The 19,817-nt window shown below is 48.5% G+C and carries 14 protein-coding genes and 1 pseudogene; 9 read left to right on the top strand and 6 right to left on the bottom strand.

What is annotated here, in order from left to right; genetic code table 11:
* Positions 1–99: 99 nt before the first annotated feature.
* The 3 genes from murI to LL912_RS20550 all read right to left on the bottom strand — a co-directional run bounded on the left by murI (position 100) and on the right by LL912_RS20550 (position 3,623).
* Entirely contained in the window at positions 100–1,011 is a 912-nt protein-coding gene (gene murI, locus LL912_RS20540; protein WP_235555487.1) for a glutamate racemase, read from the bottom strand.
* Entirely contained in the window at positions 1,008–2,318 is a 1,311-nt protein-coding gene (gene murA / locus LL912_RS20545; protein WP_235555488.1) for a UDP-N-acetylglucosamine 1-carboxyvinyltransferase, read from the bottom strand. Before murA ends, murI begins: the two co-directional genes overlap by 4 nt.
* A gap of 75 nt (positions 2,319–2,393) precedes the next feature.
* On the bottom strand, positions 2,394–3,623 hold the full coding sequence (locus tag LL912_RS20550; protein WP_235555489.1) for a hypothetical protein: 1,230 nt from the start codon (positions 3,621–3,623) through the stop codon (positions 2,394–2,396).
* Between the two features lie 105 nt (positions 3,624–3,728).
* Between LL912_RS20550 and LL912_RS20555 the strand changes: the two genes are divergently transcribed.
* Together LL912_RS20555 and LL912_RS20560 are read left to right on the top strand one after the other, a co-directional pair.
* The gene (locus LL912_RS20555) at positions 3,729–4,796 is read left to right on the top strand and encodes a right-handed parallel beta-helix repeat-containing protein (protein WP_235555490.1); all 1,068 of its coding nucleotides are present in this window, start codon (positions 3,729–3,731) and stop codon (positions 4,794–4,796) included.
* A gap of 34 nt (positions 4,797–4,830) precedes the next feature.
* Positions 4,831–5,496: a family 16 glycoside hydrolase gene (locus tag LL912_RS20560; RefSeq protein WP_235555491.1), complete on the top strand. Its 666-nt coding sequence runs from the start codon at positions 4,831–4,833 to the stop codon at positions 5,494–5,496.
* Positions 5,497–5,602: 106 nt separating this feature from the next.
* Here the strand turns inward: LL912_RS20560 and LL912_RS20565 are convergent.
* From LL912_RS20565 to LL912_RS20575, 3 genes and pseudogenes are all read right to left on the bottom strand, one after another.
* A pseudogene (locus LL912_RS20565) lies at positions 5,603–6,478 on the bottom strand (PDDEXK nuclease domain-containing protein); the annotation flags it as partial.
* 323 nt (positions 6,479–6,801) lie between these two features.
* On the bottom strand, positions 6,802–7,341 hold the full coding sequence (locus LL912_RS20570) for a DUF420 domain-containing protein (protein WP_235555492.1): 540 nt from the start codon (positions 7,339–7,341) through the stop codon (positions 6,802–6,804).
* Positions 7,313–8,137: an SCO family protein gene (locus tag LL912_RS20575; RefSeq protein WP_235555493.1), complete on the bottom strand. Its 825-nt coding sequence runs from the start codon at positions 8,135–8,137 to the stop codon at positions 7,313–7,315. The genes LL912_RS20570 and LL912_RS20575 overlap by 29 nt, the downstream gene beginning before the upstream one ends.
* Positions 8,138–8,476: 339 nt before the next feature.
* Between LL912_RS20575 and LL912_RS20580 the strand changes: the two genes are divergently transcribed.
* The 7 genes from LL912_RS20580 to LL912_RS20610 all read left to right on the top strand — a co-directional run bounded on the left by LL912_RS20580 (position 8,477) and on the right by LL912_RS20610 (position 19,793).
* A complete protein-coding gene (locus LL912_RS20580) occupies positions 8,477–9,724 on the top strand; it encodes a PQQ-dependent sugar dehydrogenase (protein ID WP_235555494.1) in 1,248 nt (415 codons plus the stop codon).
* Between the two features lie 84 nt (positions 9,725–9,808).
* On the top strand, positions 9,809–11,464 hold the full coding sequence (locus LL912_RS20585) for a M28 family metallopeptidase (protein ID WP_235555495.1): 1,656 nt from the start codon (positions 9,809–9,811) through the stop codon (positions 11,462–11,464).
* A 254-nt stretch (positions 11,465–11,718) separates the two neighbouring features.
* Positions 11,719–14,088, top strand: a complete 2,370-nt coding sequence (locus LL912_RS20590; protein ID WP_235555496.1) for a S9 family peptidase — start codon at positions 11,719–11,721, stop codon at positions 14,086–14,088.
* 188 nt (positions 14,089–14,276) lie between these two features.
* Positions 14,277–16,355: a ComEC/Rec2 family competence protein gene (locus tag LL912_RS20595; protein WP_235555497.1), complete on the top strand. Its 2,079-nt coding sequence runs from the start codon at positions 14,277–14,279 to the stop codon at positions 16,353–16,355.
* Between the two features lie 43 nt (positions 16,356–16,398).
* A complete protein-coding gene (gene purH / locus LL912_RS20600; RefSeq protein ID WP_235555498.1) occupies positions 16,399–17,922 on the top strand; it encodes a bifunctional phosphoribosylaminoimidazolecarboxamide formyltransferase/IMP cyclohydrolase in 1,524 nt (507 codons plus the stop codon).
* A 23-nt stretch (positions 17,923–17,945) separates the two neighbouring features.
* A complete protein-coding gene (locus LL912_RS20605) occupies positions 17,946–18,761 on the top strand; it encodes an AraC family transcriptional regulator (protein ID WP_235555499.1) in 816 nt (271 codons plus the stop codon).
* A 66-nt stretch (positions 18,762–18,827) separates the two neighbouring features.
* Positions 18,828–19,793, top strand: coding sequence for a nitrilase family protein (locus LL912_RS20610; RefSeq protein ID WP_235555500.1), 966 nt, complete (start codon positions 18,828–18,830; stop codon positions 19,791–19,793).
* Positions 19,794–19,817 lie beyond the last annotated feature (24 nt).

Here is a 19,817-nt window from a genome sequence, read left to right on the forward strand (position 1 = left end):
CATTCCGGTTTTTGGTAAAAAAAATAGTGAGATGGTTCCTTGAAGTTAGCAGAAATCGGGCAGATTCCAATCCCTTTTTATAACGCGCCGGGGTGTGCATTACAGGGCTACATGGGTGCTGCTAACCGGTGCTCCAAAAAACAAACTGCCATGGCTGTCGAAATCTTCGGTGGAATCAGTGGTGAAAAATTGCAGCTGTCCGTTCTTGCTGCAGCGCTGCTCCATCTCCGGATGCCGGCGGAAATAATCGGCCAGGCTTTCTGCTACCAGTTCTCCCTGGGAGATCAGTTTTACATCAATGGGCAGATGTTCGCGTATTTTGTCTTTTAATAAAGGATAATGCGTGCAGGCAAGCAACACGGCATCCACTTTTGGGCCTTTCAGAAACAGGGAATGCAGGTTCTTTTTTATAAAAAAGTCGGCACCGGCCGTATCGATTTCGTTGTTCTCTACGATGGGCACCCACATAGGGCAGGCTTCCTGGTATACCCTCATTCCAGGGAAAAACTTATGGATTTCGATGGGATAGGATCCGGAGTGAACTGTACCTTTTGTAGCCAGGATACCGATTTCCCCGTTTTCGGAATAATTACCAATCACTTCCGTTGTAGGACGGATGACGCCCAATACCCGTTTGTCCGGAGCAATCCGGGGCAGGTCGTTCTGCTGGATACTGCGCAAGGCTTTCGCAGAGGCCGTATTGCAGGCCAGGATCACCAGGCTGCAGCCCTGCTGAAAGAACCATTCCACACATTGAAGGGTATATTCATACACGGTTTCAAAAGAGCGGTTGCCATAAGGGGCGCGGCCGTTATCGCCCAGGTACAGATAATCGTATTGCGGCAACACTTTGACCAGTTCTTTCAATACCGTCAGACCGCCATAACCAGAATCGAACACCCCGATGGGCGCTGCATTACTGCTGACAGCTGCGGTCTTATTGCTGATGGCTGATAGCTGCTGTCCGATTGCTGACAGCTGGTTGCTGATATCTGATGGCTGATGGCTCATTTCTGACTTCTCTTAATATCCGCTCCCAGGGCCTGCAACCGCGTGTCGATCTGCTGGTATCCCCGGTCGATCTGTTCAATATTCTGGATAATGCTTTTTCCTTCCGCGCTCAACGCGGCAATCAATAAGGCCACTCCGGCACGGATATCCGGGCTGCTCATGGTAATGCCGCGCAACCTCCGTTCGCGGCCAAGACCAATTACTACGGCGCGGTGCGGGTCGCAGAGAATGATCTGGGCGCCCATATCAATAAGCTTATCTACAAAGAAAAGACGGCTCTCAAACATTTTCTGGTGAATGAGCACGCTTCCGTGCGCCTGGATGGCGGTTACCAGCACAATGCTTAACAAATCCGGCGTAAAGCCCGGCCAGGGGTGGTCGTAGATGGTCAACACGCCACCATCGAAATATTTTTGGATGGTATAACTTTCCTGGGAGGGAATGTGGATATCGTCGCCTTTTATTTCAAGCTGGATACCCAATTGTTCAAAACGATTCGGGATTACACCCAGGTCCGGAACGCTTACATTTTTGATCAGGATATCGCTCTGCGTCATGGCGGCCAGGCCGATAAAAGAGCCGACTTCGATCATGTCCGGGAGGATCGTATGCTCAGTACCGCCAAGATAATCTACACCCTCAATCGTCAGCAGGTTACTGCCAATACCGCTGATCTTTGCGCCCATCCGGTTCAGCATTTTGCAAAGCTGCTGCAGATAGGGCTCGCAGGCCGCATTGTAAATGGTGGTAGTTCCCGTAGCCATGGTTGCGGCCATTACTACATTGGCGGTGCCGGTTACGGAGGGCTCATCCAGCAGCATATAAGTACCCTTCAGCTCTTTTGCCGACAGGTGAAAAAAACCGTCTTCTTCATTATGATTGATATCGATACCAAATTTTTCAAAACCAATCACATGGGTGTCCAGCCTGCGGCGGCCGATTTGATCGCCCCCTGGTTTGGGGATGAATGCCTTTTTATAGCGTGCCAGCATGGCTCCCGCCAGCATTACCGAGCCGCGCAGCTTTCCGCTTTTTTTACGGAAGGCCTCGCTGTGCAGGTAGTCGATATTTACATCTTTTGCCCGGAAGATGCAGGTGCTCCGATCTACCCGGTTTACATCCACATTCATTTCCGCAAGCAGCTCGATGAGCAGGTTCACATCCAGGATATCCGGGATGTTTTTGATTGTCACTTCTTCGGGAGTCAGTAGTACCGCACAAATAATTTGCAACGCCTCATTCTTTGCACCCTGCGGGTGGATTGCTCCTTTTAAACGATTTCCTCCTCTTACTTCAAATACATTCATGCCAGATTATTTGCCGGTTAAAAATTAATAGTGCCAACAGTCGGCGAAGATAAAACGAAAACGGAGTATTGTCGATTATCCTGCGGGTTTTAATTCAACAGATTGAACCATACCTACACCCTCAAAGCCGATCCTGATGCCGGTGATGCTACCAATGGGGGCTTTAAACGGGCCTTCGAATGCCGGCCTGTTATTAATGGCTATTTTAATCCTGCCCTGTTTTGAAATACATTGCAGGGCAACCGGCCGGCTAAAGTCTGCTCCAAATGCAGACAAGTCGTTTGTAGTGCCGCTTACAAACTGTTTGGGGCCAAGCAGCAGGTTGAGTTCGCCCGTGCATCCGGTCCTGGACAATGGAATCACAATGGCGCCTTCGGTGCCCAGAAGGGTGACAGTTGTTTTCCGGCAAACAGCGTTGTGAATACTGGTATAGGTATTTTGGAGTTGCAGGTTCAGCAGGAAATGAGTGCTGTTAAGGTTTATACTCCGGCTTACATAGGTAAGGATCAGTTTGGGGGCTGTTTTAAGCGTGTCTATATGCAGCTCGCGGAGATCCTGTTCGGTGATTCCCATCTGTCCTTTCGGTTTAAAGATCCGGTTTCCCAGGTAGATGGGCGCCGGCTCCTGGTCCAGGGCACCCATCCATCCATTGGATTCTATATACACATCATGCTCTTTTACTACGGAATCGTTAAGGATCAGCTTTGCACGGTAATAACCCGGTAAATAATAAGTGCTGGCATACTGACGACCGTTTTTATCAACACGGAACCGCCTTTTGGGATCCCAGCTTTGCTGGATGAAAACACTGTCGGCACTTGATTGGCGGGCATCGTATTCAAAAACCACCGTATTGGGTACCCCCCTGGTCACCGGTCTGCTGGAGAAACGCACAATACCATGGGTGATCTTTTTTGAGGTTTTTGTTATCAGGGCAAACCCGAGGACTCCCGCAGCAACCAGCAGCAGCCATATAACAACCTTGCCTGCGCTCCGTTTTTTCGGTTGCGGCAAGGGTATTTCATTTTGGGAAACGTCCTGGGCTGCAGTAAAAGTCCTCCAGTTAGAAAATCCGATAAACCGGGCCAGGGCATCCAGCGTGCTAAGGTTGGGTTTACTGTTGTACTGCACTTTGCCCCAGATGCGCTTGAGCGTACTGGCACTCAATACCACCCCGGTCAACTCAAAGATACGGTCACCCAGGTTTTCAAAGTCCTGGTGCTGCCACCCTGAAGGATCGCCCCAGGCCAGTTTTTTTTCGACCGCTTCCCGGCATTTTAGTAAATAATCTGTGTTTTCATCCATAATCAATGCTGTGATGCGATTTGAACAAACTTGAACAGGCTATGAATTTACAATTTCTGGCAGTGCGTACAAATTTGTGCTGTTATTTTTCACTAAATCATAAAAATGCGAAACCTCCTAAAATTGTTTTCAGCGGCGATGATGATCATTGCCTGCCATGGTGCCGGTGCCCAAACCATTTTTGTAGACCCGGTAAAAGGAGATGATCAATCTCCGGGCACATCGGATGCACCGTTTGCCAGTCTGGAAAAAGCGGCCCTGGCTGCAGCGGCGCTTCCTGGTAATGCCGCCATTACCATTAAACTGGCGCCTGGTTTGTACCTGCTTAAAAATAAGGTAACAGTTGCCACAGGAAAAGCCTACGGGTTCGGCGCCCGGTTTACAATTGAAGCTACTGTAATGCCGGATGACACGGCCTGGACGCCGGAAAAAATGCCCGTGATCCAATCGGTTTCCGGCAACAACAATGATCCTAACCGGAAATTTCCGCATTGCGTAGGCTTGCTCATTGCGGCCAATAATGTCGTAATACAGGGGCTGAAGTTTACCGGAAACGCTCATCCGGGTGTAAACTATTATTATCCGGTAAAAAAAGAAGATACCCTTTACAGTGGTTTAAAAGTTGCACAATGTTATTTTGTAGGAGATAAAAATGTTGCGCCTATACAGGGTGCGCTTTGGGCACATGGGTCGCGCACAGAAGTGGAGCATTGTATCTTTTACGGCTGTAAAAATGCGTTGCTGCTTTTCCGGGGAATAAAGGATTTCTCGCTCACACATTCCATTATTTACGGAGCTTACGAAGCGGCGGTCTGGTTCGGACCTTTTACGGACGACTTCTCATTCAGGGATAATGTGGTGTCAAACTGTAATTTCTTCTGGTTACGCCCCGAAGATACCTATCCGGAATACACCTTCAGTAATTCTATTATTGCCAATAATAAAAATTATACCGGTGTATACCGCACTGCCGGGGGGCTGGCTCCCATTGATAAAAACAATTTTAAAGAAAACCATATCCGGAAAAAAGCCAGCGTGGTGCTAAATGAAGTGGAGATGGATGGAATGCAAAAAGGGTACCTGAACCTTTCTCCGAAGTCGGATGGATATGATATTGCTGCTGGTATTTTCAGCAGCAGGACCAAGAAGCATGAATCGGAAAGCAGAGAATAAGAATCGTCCTTTAAATTTTAACCAATAAACAGAAATGATGCTAAAAACATTTGTATTGATTTCGCTGGCATTTTTTGCAATACATTCCCAGGGGCAGTCTGTAAGGGAATTAAAACCTGAGCTGGATAAACTGGCTGCCGCAAAAAAGATGACTGTTTTTAACCGCAATGTGACGCTGCTGAAGGATTCAGCCAATAAGAAAATCCTTTATTTGAATGCAAAGGACAACTATGGAGTGGCCTGGCTGACCGGCTATCAGCTGGACAATGGCATCCTGGAATTTGATGTAAAGGGAAGAGATCTATTACAGCAAAGCTTTGTTGGCATTGCGTTTCACGGCTTAAATGACAGCACCATGGAGGTGGTTTACTTCCGCCCGTTTAATTTTCAGGCAACCGATACAACGAGAAGGAGCCATTCTGTTCAGTATATTTCATTGCCGGACAACGACTGGAAAAAACTCAGGACTGAACATCCCAATCAATATGAACAGGCGCTCAAACATCCTCCTCAACCGGATGAATGGTTTCATGTGCGTGTGGTCATTGATCACTCGGAAGTAAGGGTATTTGTAAATAATCATCCGGAACCTGACCTGGTGGCAATGCGGTTAAGCAGCAGGAGCGAAGGCTGTATTGGTTTTTGGACCGGGCATCAGTCGGATGGTAGTTTTGCCAATTTGAAAGTGATTCCAAAATAAGATCAGGAGCTAATCGGCAGGCGCTAATGATTCCAACAGCCGGTTGTTTTCGATGCGTTCGCGGGCTTTTATAAGGATGTGATGTATTTTTCTTTTCCAATTCTTTCTTAAGGGGTAACTCGGTCCAGTATTCCGCCACCATAATGCCGTCCTTATGCATTTCCAGTAACTCGATCTGTTCACGACTGCTTTCTGTGCAAAGAATCAGACCAACCGGAGGAAGCTCACCTTCCTGCCTTTCGTGCTTGCCCAACCACCGGAGATAAAGCTCCATTTGTCCTTTATGTTTGGCTTCAAATTTCCCGAGCTTCAGTTCTATGGCTACCAGCCGTTTTAAAACCCGGTGATAAAACAGGAGGTCCGGGTAAAAGTCTTCCCCGTCAATGATCATTCTTTTCCGGCGATCAATAAAAGCAAAACCGCTTCCCAACTCAAGGATGAAGGTTTCCAGTTCTTTTAAAATAGCGGCTTCTAAATCTTTTTCCAGGTAGGTATTTTGAAGACCAAGAAAATCCGGGAAGTAAGGGTCTTTGAAATTGTTTTGAAGCGCCGGATGATTGCGGGTATTCTGTAAATTGGCAATGGTGGTACGTTCATATTCCTTAGTGGCTATTTGATGGCGCAATGACCTTACACTCAATACATTGTTGGCTGTTATGCGGGCGTAATACAGTTTTGATTCCGGGTCTTGCAGTAGTAACAATACCAGGATATGCGACCAGCTCAATTGTCGTGACAGCGTCACGACAATTTCCTCTGACTGGAATTGTTCTGCAAACTGCAGCATTCTGCGCAGGTTTTTTTCTTCAAAATTGCGACCGTAGCGGGCTTTTAATTGTGCCGCCAATGCAGGCACGATCTGTCTGCCATAACTGGCACGCCTGTTTTGGAGGATATCTTCATTGATGCGCTTGCCAATATGCCAAAAAAGCATCGTAAGGGCACTGTTTGCCTGCTGTACAAATTGATGTTGAACTTTGATCTATAAGCTGTGAGAGATCGGCGAGTAGCGCTTGTTCCGGTGATAACCGCTTTTTTGAGGAGGTATTTTTCTCCTTGCTTTGGTTAGATGTTATCTTGTTCATAGGTTGTATATAAAAAGCCTTTATCCGGCGTCTGCTGTTAAGAAAGACGTTGCTGCTATGAAGACACTACTAAAAAAGCATGAAAAATAATTTTTATAAATGGTGTTCAACGGACTGGCGGGGTCCTCAATGCAGCGATGGATTTAACAAATATAATTGTTGCCAAAGGGACCGGAAAGTACTGTGGCCCCTTTTGTAAGATCAAACAGATAGGACTGATTTAGTAATACGGACTGATTAATATATAAATGATGGGACCGGTTACGGCCACATAGAACCAGATGGGCCAGGTAATGCGGGCTATTTTCCGGTGCCGGGGATATTCGCCGATGAGGCCCCTGTACGCCGTAAATAAAATAAACGGAAGGATGATGCCCGCAAGCGGAATATGTGTACCAAGAATGAAGTAATAAATAAACCGAATGGATCCGGTGCCGCCGAATTTGGTGTCACCCGCTAGCAGGTGGTGCGCAATATAACTCACCAGGAACAGGATGGAAAGCACCATGGCCACCAGCATCAGCCGTTTATGCAGCAGGTATTTACCGCTTTTGACAGCAAACAGGGCTATCACCAAAAGTACGGCAACAACGGAGTTGATGACGGCATTGATCCGCGCAAAAATATGTACGTCAAAACCCGGCTGAATGTTCAGCTGAACACGTCCCAGCGCTACTACCACAGCAAATACGATAACGGAAAAAGTATAGATAAGAAGGTTGGCCTTCTTATCATTTTTGGTCCACGACGGGGTCAACATTTTTTTTCTTTTTAAACACGATCAGGAATAAGCCTACCATTACGGCGGCCACTAAGAACACGATCGCCAGGAGATTGAACTGCCCGGAGAGCGCACTTTTTTCATTGGGGTTTTTCTCAAGTGTCAGCAATACAATATCGCGGGAAATCTTTGCCAGGGAGGCACTATCGAGCCCATGATAAAATCCCCGGATCACCCGGCTGCTATCAATCAATACAAAATGATCGGTATGGATAAAGCTGGTATCAATACCTTTTCCGTCCACAAGGCCAATCCGCATGTCTTTCAGCGCCAGGTCATAAATGGTCTTTTTGTCACCGGTCAGGAGGTCCCATTGCTGGGGATTGATCTGGAAACGGTCGGCCCAGGCTTTCAGCTGGTGCACCGAGTCCCGTTCAGGATCAATACTGAAAGAGATAAACTGTACGTCATCATTGGTACGGTCACCCACCCGTTCCGAATTGGTAATCGAGCCCTGCAACCGCTTCATGTTGAGGGTGAGCGGCGGGCAGATGGTGGGACAATGCGTAAAGAAAAAATCGGCAATGATGATCTTGCCCCGGTATTTATCCAGGGTAACGGTTTCCCCCAGCTGGTTGGTCAGCTTAAAATCGCTGAGGCGATGCCATACCGTATCCGAAACCTTTTTGCCATCTTTGAGCGAGGAGTTGATCGAGTCCGGAAAATAACGCTGCGGTAATACCACGGCCTGATCGCTGTAATGCTTGATGATAAAATAGCAGGTGAGCGGTAAAATGATCGCAATGAGGAGACCGTATATTGCCTTTTTGTTCAAAACAAACTTAATTAAAGATTTCGAGCCGCAAAAGTCGTAAAAAGCTTTTAAAGGCTTCGTTTTTTTAAGAAATATATTTTCTATATGAAACGCTTTTGCGTTGTTTTGTTAGCAGCACAGCGGCATAAAAATAGTTTAAGCGCGGGGTTAAGCTTGCTGTTTTAAATGCCACACGTTTGCAGATGTGTGGCAGGTGCTCCAAAAAATTTGCGGCAGCGGTCAAGGGGATCTGTGCATCTGCGGCAATATCGTCGGATGCCATAGCCCTGATTTTGTATGCAAAACCGCCCCATTTCATAGGATTTGTACTATTTTTAGACTCTCTAAAATGATCCTACAATGTATTTTAATGCTAAACCACTGTTAACAGGGGTGCTGGCGGCCTCCCTGCTCATTGCCTGTAATGATGATCAATCACATAATGCCAAGCCCGGCGGAGATACCGATTCTTCCGCAGCCGCTGTAGAAACCAAAACGCCCAACAGCGATTATAAACCGGCATTTGAGGGACAAACCCGTATAAAAGGCGTACATACCCAAACGGCCCTGGATGTAAAAATGCTTTCCGACGGACTGGTAAATCCCTGGGGCATCACTGCGTTGCCAGACGGGCGTTTTTTGATCACGGAGAAGAATGGTACCCTTCGTATTGCCACTACCAGCGGTCAATTGAGTACGCCCATCACCGGTTTGCCAAAAGTGAACAGTGAAGGGCAGGGCGGATTGCTCGATGTGGCCATTGATCCGGATTTTGCGTCGAACCGCACCATTTATTTTACGTTTTCGCAGGATGTTCCTCCCGGGACCCTAACCGCCGTAGGCAAGGGGAAACTGGCCGCTGATGAAAAAACGGTGGAAGGAGCAACGGTTATTTACCAGGCTCTGCCGGCCTTCCCCAGTAAACTGCATTATGGTGGCCGGTTGGTATGGGATAAAGAAGGAAATCTTTTTGTAAGCACCGGCGAGCGCTCCGATACGGTATCCCGCCCGCAGGCCCAGCATTTAAATTCTGCATTGGGTAAGATATTACGGATCACAAAAGAAGGGAAGCCGGCCCCCGGTAATCCCAAATTTAGCGAGGCCGGTGCCCGCCCGGAAATCTGGTCCTACGGGCATCGCAATGTGCAGGGACTGGCCATTCACCCGGTTACCGGTGATCTTTGGGAAGACGAATTTGGGCCCAAGGGCGGCGACGAAGTAAACCGGATTGAACCCGGGAAGAACTACGGCTGGCCCACCATCACTTACGGACTGGAATACAGTGGTAAAAAGGTGGGGGAGGGCATTACACAAAAAGACGGTCTGGAGCAACCGGTGTATTACTGGGATCCGGTGGTGTCGCCCAGCGGCGCTATTTTTTATAGCGGAGGCCTGATACCAGAGTGGAAAAATAATTTGTTTATCGGGGCATTGAGCGGTATGCATATTGTGCGACTGGTGATCGAAAATAATAAGGTAGTGGGCGAAGAGCGCTTGCTGGCCGATCAGCAGCAGCGGTTCCGGGATGTGGCACAGGGCACGGATGGGGCATTGTATGCAATTACTGATGGAGAAAAAGGAAGGTTGTTCCGGATCGGGAAGAAATAGTCTGCAGAATTGAGATTTGGAGAATTCAGGTTGATAGTATGTTTTTTTGCGTTTTCAGATCTCAATTCTCAAAATAAATATTCAATGAAGAAACTGCTCGCTGGTGTATTAATAGCGCTTGCTTATATATCCTGTAATAACCTGGCAAAAAACGGCGCTGGTAAAGAGGAGTCCCTGGTATTCCATACAGATAGCCTTGTAAAGCATATCAAGATCCTGTCTTCGGATGCATTCCAGGGGCGCAAACCTTTTACCGATGGAGAAGCAAAAACGATCGCATATCTGCAGGAACAGTTCCGTTCGCTGGGAGCGGAGCCGGGTAATGGCAGCAGCTATCTGCAGGAAGTACCGATGATCGATATCCTGTCGCAGCCCGATACCATCATGCAGGTGCGTACTCCAAACGGAGCCCTGCAATTAAAGGGATTTGACGAGTATGTGTTGTCAACGCCGAAAACAGAGGCCACTGTAAACCTGGAGAATGTGCCGGTAGTATTTGCAGGCTATGGCGTGGTGGCTCCTGAATATAACTGGAACGATTATGAAGGACTGGATGTAAAAGGAAAGATTGTAATGGTACTGGTGAACGACCCTGGTTTTAATAATGGGGATACGACGCTGTTTAAAGGCAAAACGATGACCTACTACGGCCGCTGGACCTATAAATTTGAAGAAGCGGCCCGGCAGGGCGCCCGCGGCTGTCTGGTGATCCATAGCACGGCCGCAGCCAGCTATCCGTTCAGCGTGGTGCAGAACAGCTGGAATGAATCAGAGTTGCGGCTCGACAATAAAGATGAAAAATTACTGGAGGCTCAGGGTTGGATCGCCATGGAAGCGGCAAAAAAGCTGATCGTTGCCGGCGGGCAGGATACATCGATCATTGCTAAAGCAGACATACCCGGATTTAAAGCAGTGCCGCTGAATGAAACCGTTTCCACCCATATTAAAACGAAGGTTACGCGCAGCAAATCGCACAATGTAATTGCGAAGGTTACCGGCAGCAAATACCCCGATGAATATGTATTGTATACCGCGCACTGGGACCACCTCGGTATTGGCAAACCAGATGCAAAAGGCGATTCTATTTATAACGGGGCACTGGACAATGCCAGCGGTACGGCTGCCTTGCTGGAGTTTGCCAGAGTGTGGAAAAGCCGGCAAACCCCACCCGAGCGTACCGTCGTTTTTCTGGCCGTAACTGCAGAAGAGCAGGGGTTGCTGGGATCGGCTTATTATGCACAGCACCCAGTGTACCCGCTTGCAAAAACGGTTGGCGTATTGAACGTGGATGAGGTGAACAATTATGGCCGCACAAAGGATATCATGGTGGTTGGACAGGGGCAATCGGAGATGGAAGATCTTTTAAAGGAGGAAGCCGGGAAACTGGGCCGCTATATTTCTTATGATGCGACCCCGGAGGCCGGGCATTATTTCCGCTCGGATCATTTCAGTTTTGCCAAAGCGGGCGTGCCGGCGCTGGCACAGGGTTTTGGGATCGATGTGGTGGGAAAGGGAACAGCATATGGTAAAAAAATGCAGGAGGAGTTTAATGCACAGCATTACCATGGCCCTTCGGATGAATATCAGGCCAGTTGGGATCTGAGCGGGGCAGTGGATGATCTGCAACTGCTTTTTAGGGTTGGTAAAAGATTGGCCTACGGGCATGCCTGGCCCGGATGGAAGGCGGGTTCTGAGTTTAAAGCCGAACGGGAAAAGACCGCCGCGGAGCGGACAAAATAGCTGCAGCCGGAATGCCGGCTTCCTTTAAGGAATACGAAGTATAGGCCTGTTCCCATATTCTGGAGCTATTCATAACAGCAGGCCCCGATTCCTGCGGCATCATTACATTATGAGTTAGCAGAACAGGAAAATGTTGAGCGCTCAAGGCATCTGAAAGTACCTGTCCCTTATTTTTGTAAAGCGGATGTAATTGTGTTTCACCATGGGCGGACGCACCGAGGTCAAACAGGTAAATAAATTTTCTGCTTTACAATATGAAGAGTCTATTGACAAAAACCACTGCAGTTGCTGCAATGATGGCCGCTGTTACTGTATCAGCACAGAATAACCCGGGAGTATTAACCGTAGAGGAGATCATGCGTGATCCGAAATGGATGGGCAGTTCTCCCGCTGATATAGCTTGGGCAAATGATGGGCATACGTTGTTGTTTAACTGGAATCCCGATCGTAATCCGGCTGATTCACTATACCGGGTAACCATGGCAGACAAAACTCCGCATAAGCTGGCGCCGGAAGAACAGCTCCGGGCTGTATATGCATACCAATTGCGCTACAATGGCAAGCGGACTGCAGCTGTTTGGGCAAAGGAGGGAGATGTCTATTACCGGGCATCCGGCGGCAGGGTAACGCGGGTCACACAAACCCTGGAAGGAGAATATAACCCTGTGTTCAGCTTTAACGATACACGAATCGTATATACCCGTGGCCAGAATCTTTATTCCTGGGACATTGCTACCGGTGCATCCCAACAACTGACCAATTTTACAAGCGATGCGCCGGCAGATAAAAATAAAAAAGGAAACGCAGAGGAGGAATGGCTAAAACAGGATCAACTGGCTACCATGGATGTATTGCGGGAACGGAGCAACAAGCGTCTTGCTACAGCGCGTTATCAAAAAGCAGTGGAGCGGGTAGAACTGCGGCCGGTTTATCTCGGAGGTAATATGCTCACAGGAGTTGCCATCAGTCCCGATGGGCGGTTTGTAACTTACCAGCTGTACACTGCAGGAAACGGTAAAAGAACTGTCGTACCGGATTATGTAACGGAAAGCGGCTATACCACCGATATTTCCGGTCGCACAAAAGTGGGCAGTCCCCAGGGCAGCGCGCGTTTTTTTGTTTATGATCGTATAAAAGATACAGCCTATAAAATTAACACCGAACTGATCCCCGGCATCCGTGACATACCGGCATTTGTAAAAGACTATCCGGCGCAATGGGAAAAGCTAAAAAAAGATCCGCCGCTCCGTAATGTAAATATATGGGGTGTAGTGTGGTCGCCCAACGGCAAATACGCCCTGCTGGACGTATATGCCGATGATAACAAAGACCGGTGGCTGATGCTGATGGATACTGCCACAAGGAACCTGAAACTGGTGAATCGGCAACACGATGATGCCTGGGTCGGCGGGCCGGGCATTGACCCGCGTTCCATCGGGTGGATCAACAGTGAAACGGCCTGGTTTCAAAGCGAAAGTACCGGATATTCGCATCTGTATCTTTATTCCCTGGCATCCGGTACCGAACGGGCGCTCACAAAAGGCAACTACGAAGTACAGGACGCGAAACTCTCCAACGATAAGCAATCCTTTTATATTACAACCAACGAGGTACACCCGGGCGAAAAGCAGTTTTATAAACTGAATATAAAAACCGGAACAGCCCAAAGACTTACCACGCTTGAGGGCGCTAATGAGGTTAACCTGTCGCCCGATGAAAAATACCTGGCCATCCGGAATTCTTATATCAACAGGCCCTGGGAGCTGTTTCTGCAGGAAAACAAAGCAGGTGCAAAGCTGGTCCAGATCACGCATATGGCGCAGTCAAAGGCGTATCTCCAGTATCACTGGCGTATACCGGAGGTGATCTCCTTTGCTGCCAGGGATGGGGCACCGGTATATGCAAGGGTTTACAAACCGGAGAATCCCAAACCCGGTATGCCGGCGGTGCTTTTTGTACATGGCGCGGGATACCTGCAAAATGCGCATAAATGGTGGAGCTCCTATTTCCGGGAATATATGTTCAATAATCTTCTTGCGGACAATGGTTATTACGTAATGGATATCGACTATCGGGGTAGTGCCGGTTATGGCCGCAACTGGCGTACCGGTATTTACCGGCATATGGGTGGCAGGGATCTGACCGATCATGTAGATGCCGTAAAATATTTAACCGATACCTATAAGATCGATCCTGCAAAAGTGGGCATATATGGCGGGTCTTATGGGGGCTTTATGACCCTGATGGCTTTGTTTACAATGCCGGATGTATTTACGAGCGGGGCAGCGCTACGGCCGGTTACCGATTGGGCCAACTACAACCATGGATATACCTCCAATATTCTGAACGAACCGTTTACCGATAGTATTGCCTATCATAAAAGTTCGCCGGTCTATTTTGCAAAAGGACTAAAGGGCAACCTGCTGATCTGTCATGGAATGGTAGATGTAAACGTACATTACCAGGACGCGGTGAAACTGGCACAACGCCTGATGGAACTAAAAAAAGACAACTGGGAACTGGCTTCCTATCCTATGGAAGACCATGGGTTTGTAGAGCCAGCTAGCTGGACAGACGAGTATAAACGGATCTTTAAAATTTTTGAGCAAACGCTGAAGAAATAGGCATTCAAGCCGGATGCCCATCATTGCGGATATTGGACGTTTTCCTGCAGCGCAGGTAAGGCACCGGGATTCGGCGGCGTATTGCAGGATGTTCCCACGTGTTGTCTGGCCTGCCAATGACATCTATTTTTATTTAAAAAAAATAATATATGAAAATGATGTAACTTCAGGGTGCTAACACAACACCTATGTTATCTTCTGCTGACCTGTTCCTGGCCCGGGCGCCGTTCTTAAAATTATTGCTTCCGTTTGCCGGTGGCATTCTGTTGTATATGTATCGACCGGTGCCCGTGGTGGGCTGCGCGATGGGTTTCCTGGTATCCGCTGCAATGGTCCTGCTGTTCCGCACAATTCGGGGATACCGGCGGTTACAGCTGCAATGGGTAGAAGCATTGCTGATAGCGGCCGTCTTTGTTTTCCTGGGTATGCTGATCACAGCTGCAAAAGATGTGCGGGCACGTGGCAACTGGTTTCAGCACCAGTACCGGCCTGGCATGTATTTGCATGTTACCCTCCTGGAACAACCGGTTGAAAAAAAACGTTCTTATAAAGCGGAAGCCGGAGTCCGGCACCTGCTCACCCATGCCGGTGCGGAAACGGTTAGCGGACGGATCATTCTATATTTTAAAAAAGAGCCGGGAATAAAGCGGCTCAGGGCTGGTACTCAGCTGATTTTTAGCAGGAAGCCGCAAGAGATCAGGAACCCGGGAAATCCCGGAGCCTTCGATTACAAACGCTATGCCTTCATGAACGGGATCACACACCAGGTGTATCTTACTCAAAAAGACATAGCGGTACCGGTTATGCAAAAGGAATCCGGTGTCTGGCTCTGGTTGTACCGGCTACGGGCATCCATCCTGGGTATTTTAAAAAAGTATATACATGGTGCAAAGGAACTGGGGCTGGCAGAGGCTTTGTTAATCGGGTATCGCGATGACCTCGACAAGGATCTGCTGCAATCTTACAGCGATACAGGTGTGGTGCATGTGATCGCTGTCTCCGGTATGCATCTGGGATTGATCTACTGGCTGCTCGATTTTTTATTAAGTCCATTGCGGAAAAGGCGGCAAACACGTTGGCTGCATCCGGTTCTCGTATTGGGGATCCTGTGGGTTTTTAGTTTGCTGGCAGGTGCGGCCGCTTCCATCGTACGGGCTGCGGTGATGTTTACCTGCCTGTTGCTGGGAAAACAAATGGGACGCAGCGCTTCTGTTTATAATACGCTGGCTGCCTCGGCTTTTTTACTACTTTGTTACAATCCTTACTGGTTGTGGGATATAGGATTCCAGCTTTCCTATGCCGCGGTGCTGAGTATTGTTGTTTTTTACAAGCCCCTGTATCACCTTATTACGATCAATAACCGGTTGCTGGATGCGGTATGGCAACTCTGTGCCGTGAGTATCGCTGCCCAGGTTCTGACTACTCCGTTGAGCGTCTACCATTTCCACCAGTTCCCGGTTTATTTTCTGATCACCAACCTGCTGGTGGTACCGGTATCCAGTGTAGTGCTGATCGGCGAACTGGTATTGGTACTGATCGCCCCTGTTACTCCGCTTGCCGTTTTTACCGGCCGCATACTGGAGGGCATCATCTGGTGGATGAATCGTATGGTTGAAACGCTGAGCTGGTATCCCTTTGCACTGTGGAAAGGGTTGGTTATAAATATACCGCAGGTACTGATGCTCTATATTTTTATAACAGGCGCTGCGGTGGTCTGTATACAAAAACAAAAGCAAGGTTTATGGGCAGCAGCACTGGCACTATGTGTAATCATGGGGATCCGGATGGTTTCCTTTTCCAGGGCAATGCAGCAGAAACAGATCATCGTTTATAATATTCCCCGTGGAGCTGCTGTGAGTTTTATCAGGGGAAGGGATCAGCTGTTGTATGCCGACTCCCTGGCTATAGCGGATCCTGCAGTCAGCAGAAATGTGCTGCAACCCGCGGCGGTCAGCTATCGGCTTCGGTCTCCGGAAACGATCGAAACGATCTGCAAAAACGACCGTTTGTTCTTTGACGGACGGCCGGTGTTGCTCGTCAGGACGCCGTTGGAGGATACGGTTTACGGGATCGCAGATCTGGTGATCCTCAGCGGGAATCCACGTTTGTATATTTCGGATCTGTTGCAAAGGGTACAGCCCCGGCAGATAGTAATCGATGGTGCGGTGCCAGGCTGGAAGGCGCGTCGCTGGCAGCAAGACTGCGACTCGCTGGGGATTCCCTGCCATCAGGTTTTGGAGAAAGGAGCTTTTGTAATGAGCCTTTGAACGCTTACCTTTGCGGCTCAATAAGCACTCCAATTCAGTTTTTATGAACAAAAAGATACAATCTGCACTCATTTCCGTTTTTTATAAGGATGGCCTGGAACCCATTGTAAAGGAATTGTCCCGTCTGGGCATTACCATCTATTCTACCGGCGGTACCCAAAAATTTATTGAAGAGATGGGTATACAGGTGGTTCCCGTGGAGCAGCTCACTACCTATCCCTCCATACTCGGCGGACGCGTGAAAACCCTGCACCCATCCGTGTTTGGAGGTATTTTGGGTAGAAGAGACCTGGAATCGGATGTAGCAGAAATGGCAGAATACAAGATCCCCGAAATCGACCTGGTAATTGTAGACCTGTATCCTTTTGAAGAAACCCTGGCAAGCACCAACGAAGAAAAGCTGATCATCGAAAAGATCGATATCGGTGGTCCCTCCATGATCCGTGCAGCGGCCAAGAACTTTAAGGACGTAGTAGTGGTAGCGGCTAAAAAAGATTATGCCGGCCTGGAAGAACTGCTGAAAACGCAAAACGGTGAAACCTCCATTGAGCAACGCAAATCCTTTGCTGCAAAGGCGTTTGAGATCGTAGCGCATTATGATGTGGCCATTTCCGCTTATTTTAACGGAAACAACGGTGAATACTTTTTACAATCTGTAAACAGTCCCAAAGCTATGCGCTATGGCGAAAACCCGCACCAGTCGGGTACCTTCTATGGCAACCTGGACGCGCTGTTTAACCAGCTGAACGGTAAGGAACTTTCCTATAACAACCTGGTGGATGTGGATGCCGCAGTGCAGCTGATCCATGAGTTTCCGCAAGGCGGAGAGGTGGTATTTGCCATTATTAAACATACCAATGTTTGCGGCGTAGCAGCAAGGAACACGGTAAGCGAAGCCTGGAAGGAGGCACTGGCCGGAGATCCGGAAAGCGCTTTTGGCGGCGTGCTGGTAACCAATGGTACGGTAGATGAAGCAACTGCCAATGCCATCAACGAGATTTTTTTTGAAGTACTGATCGCACCTGCATTTGATGAAGCCGCGCTGAATATCCTAAAGTCTAAAAAGAACCGGATCCTGTTACAGCTCAAATCTCAAACCTCAAATCTCAAATCTCAATCCAAATCCGTTCTCAACGGCGTGCTTATCCAGGAACAGGACAAAGGCAGCTACGCGGAATGGAAAGAAGCCGGAGGCCGCGAAACCACCGCAGCAGAAAAAGCAGACCTGGAATTTGCCAATATCATCGGCAAGCACTTAAAATCAAATGCCATTGCATTGGTAAAAAACAAGCAATTGGTGGGCAAGGGCGCCGGTCAAACAAGCCGTATCGATGCCCTGCGTCATGCCATTGAAAAAGCAAGGCAATTTGGTTTTGATCTGAAAGGCGCGGTACTGGCAAGCGATGCATTCTTCCCGTTTAATGATTGTGTGCAGATTGGCCACCAGGCAGGTATTGAAGCGTTCATTCAACCCGGCGGATCGATCCGCGACAAGGACTCTATTGAATATGCGCAGCAAAATAACCTGGCGATGGTGATCACCGGTATGCGGCATTTCAAGCACTAAAGAGGCTGAAATTAATGGTATCCATGCAGGTACCTCCTTCCGATATATTAAAACCTTTTATCAGGCATTACCTGTTCCTGGATATTAACGGAGCCGAGGCGGAGCAATGGTTGCGTTTTTTCCCGGACGGGAGCAGTTCGCTGGTCCTTACGTTTGGTGCCAGGTTGTACCGGCCGGCTGGTACCGAAACAAGCATGCTGCCGGAAGCATTCCTGTACGGAGCCCGTTCTACGTATGAAGAGGTACTGGTAAGGGACGTAGTGCGGATCGTCGCCATAGTTTTTCGGCCTGACGGGCTTTACCGGTTGTTGGGAATACCGGCATTGCAGCTGAAAGATCGCATTTTGCTACCGGATACAGCTTTAGGCACCCGGATTCAGCAACTGTACGACCGGCTGTATACGTCTGGTATTGCTACCTGGTCCGACATCCTCAATCACTTTTGGAGCACGTATGCAATGCCGAATCGAAGTGACGGTATTGTAACTGCAGCGCTTTGCTATATCCATAATAATGCCGGCATTATTTCCTCTGGACAGCTTACCCGCTTGCTTGGTTATTCTGAACGGCAGGTGGAACGTAAATTCCTTTTTGAAACGGGTAACACTCCTTCGGCTTATGCGGGTATTCTGCGCATACACCGGTTTTTAAAATACCTGGAACAACATCCTAACGAGTCGCTTACCCGACTGGCGTATAATGCCCGGTATGCCGATCAATCGCACCTGATCAAAGCTTTCCGGAAGGTTACGGGGCTTACACCAACGGGGTATCTGAACGCAGATCATAAACTGGCCCGTAATTTTATAGGATCGGTAGCCGGCAATAGCGGGGCCTGAAGACTTGTCGGAATGATACAATTTTTGCAGATTTACAAGTAAGAACTTTGCATCAAAATCAATTTTATGGATGGATTGAAGATTGCTACGGCTCAGTTTGAAAACAAAAGCGGCGATAAAGCCTATAATCTTTCGGTGATCGCATCGCTTTCCCGCAAGGCGGCGGAGGCGGGAGCACAGGTGATCGCTTTTCACGAGTGCTCCATTACCGGTTATACTTTTGCACGGCATCTTTCCCGCGAAGCACTTACGGCCATTGCCGAGCCGATTCCGGAAGGGGAAAGCACACATCGTTTGCAACAAATTGCCATGGATAATGATATCATCATCCTGGCAGGATTGTTTGAGAAAGATGCGCAGGACCGGTTGTATAAAGCCTATGTATGCGTAGATAAAAACGGGCTATTGGCAAAATACCGTAAGCTGCATCCGTTTATCAATCCGCACTTATTGCCCGGCGATGCATATTGTGTATTTGAGATCCTGGGCTGGAAATGCGGCGTCCTGATCTGCTATGATAACAATATTGTTGAAAATGTACGGGCAACCCGGTTACTGGGGGCCGAGATTATTTTTATGCCGCATGTAACGATGTGCACACCCTCCACCCGGCCGGGTGCCGGTTTTGTAGATCCGCAGTTATGGGAGAACCGTGAAAAAGATCCCACCTCCCTGCGACTGGAATTTGACGGGATGAAAGGGCGCGACTGGCTGATGAAGTGGCTGCCGGCAAGAGCTTACGACAATGCGGCTTATGTGATTTTTTCAAATCCGATCGGTATGGACGACGATCAGCTGAAGAACGGCTGTTCCATGATCATTGATCCCTATGGCGATGTAGTGGCCGAATGCCGTTTTTTTGAAAATGGTTTTGTAATTGCCAAATTGTATAAAGAGCATTTGCGGAAAGCCGGAGGCCATCGCTATATCAACGCACGAAGACCGGAACTGTACAAAGACATCCTGGGCAAAGCCCATACTTCAAACCAGCAGGTGGTTTGGCTGAACAAAGATGAAATGTCCGGGCCCTGATCTGCAGGCTACATTTTTTCAAGG

The sequence above is a fragment of the Niabella agricola genome (assembly GCF_021538615.1).
GTDB classification, from domain to species: domain Bacteria; phylum Bacteroidota; class Bacteroidia; order Chitinophagales; family Chitinophagaceae; genus Niabella; species Niabella agricola.

What these genes read in the sequence shown, in the direction of transcription:
- murI (WP_235555487.1), bottom strand. Translation starts at nt 1,011, where the DNA reads ATGAGCCATCAGCCATCAGATATCAGCAACCAGCTGTCAGCAATCGGA.
- murA (WP_235555488.1), bottom strand. Translation starts at nt 2,318, where the DNA reads ATGAATGTATTTGAAGTAAGAGGAGGAAATCGTTTAAAAGGAGCAATC.
- LL912_RS20550 (WP_235555489.1), bottom strand. Translation starts at nt 3,623, where the DNA reads ATGGATGAAAACACAGATTATTTACTAAAATGCCGGGAAGCGGTCGAA.
- LL912_RS20555 (WP_235555490.1), top strand. Translation starts at nt 3,729, where the DNA reads ATGCGAAACCTCCTAAAATTGTTTTCAGCGGCGATGATGATCATTGCC.
- LL912_RS20560 (WP_235555491.1), top strand. Translation starts at nt 4,831, where the DNA reads ATGATGCTAAAAACATTTGTATTGATTTCGCTGGCATTTTTTGCAATA.
- LL912_RS20570 (WP_235555492.1), bottom strand. Translation starts at nt 7,341, where the DNA reads ATGTTGACCCCGTCGTGGACCAAAAATGATAAGAAGGCCAACCTTCTT.
- LL912_RS20580 (WP_235555494.1), top strand. Translation starts at nt 8,477, where the DNA reads ATGTATTTTAATGCTAAACCACTGTTAACAGGGGTGCTGGCGGCCTCC.
- LL912_RS20585 (WP_235555495.1), top strand. Translation starts at nt 9,809, where the DNA reads ATGAAGAAACTGCTCGCTGGTGTATTAATAGCGCTTGCTTATATATCC.
- LL912_RS20590 (WP_235555496.1), top strand. Translation starts at nt 11,719, where the DNA reads ATGAAGAGTCTATTGACAAAAACCACTGCAGTTGCTGCAATGATGGCC.
- LL912_RS20595 (WP_235555497.1), top strand. Translation starts at nt 14,277, where the DNA reads ATGTTATCTTCTGCTGACCTGTTCCTGGCCCGGGCGCCGTTCTTAAAA.
- purH (WP_235555498.1), top strand. Translation starts at nt 16,399, where the DNA reads ATGAACAAAAAGATACAATCTGCACTCATTTCCGTTTTTTATAAGGAT.
- LL912_RS20605 (WP_235555499.1), top strand. Translation starts at nt 17,946, where the DNA reads ATGCAGGTACCTCCTTCCGATATATTAAAACCTTTTATCAGGCATTAC.
- LL912_RS20610 (WP_235555500.1), top strand. Translation starts at nt 18,828, where the DNA reads ATGGATGGATTGAAGATTGCTACGGCTCAGTTTGAAAACAAAAGCGGC.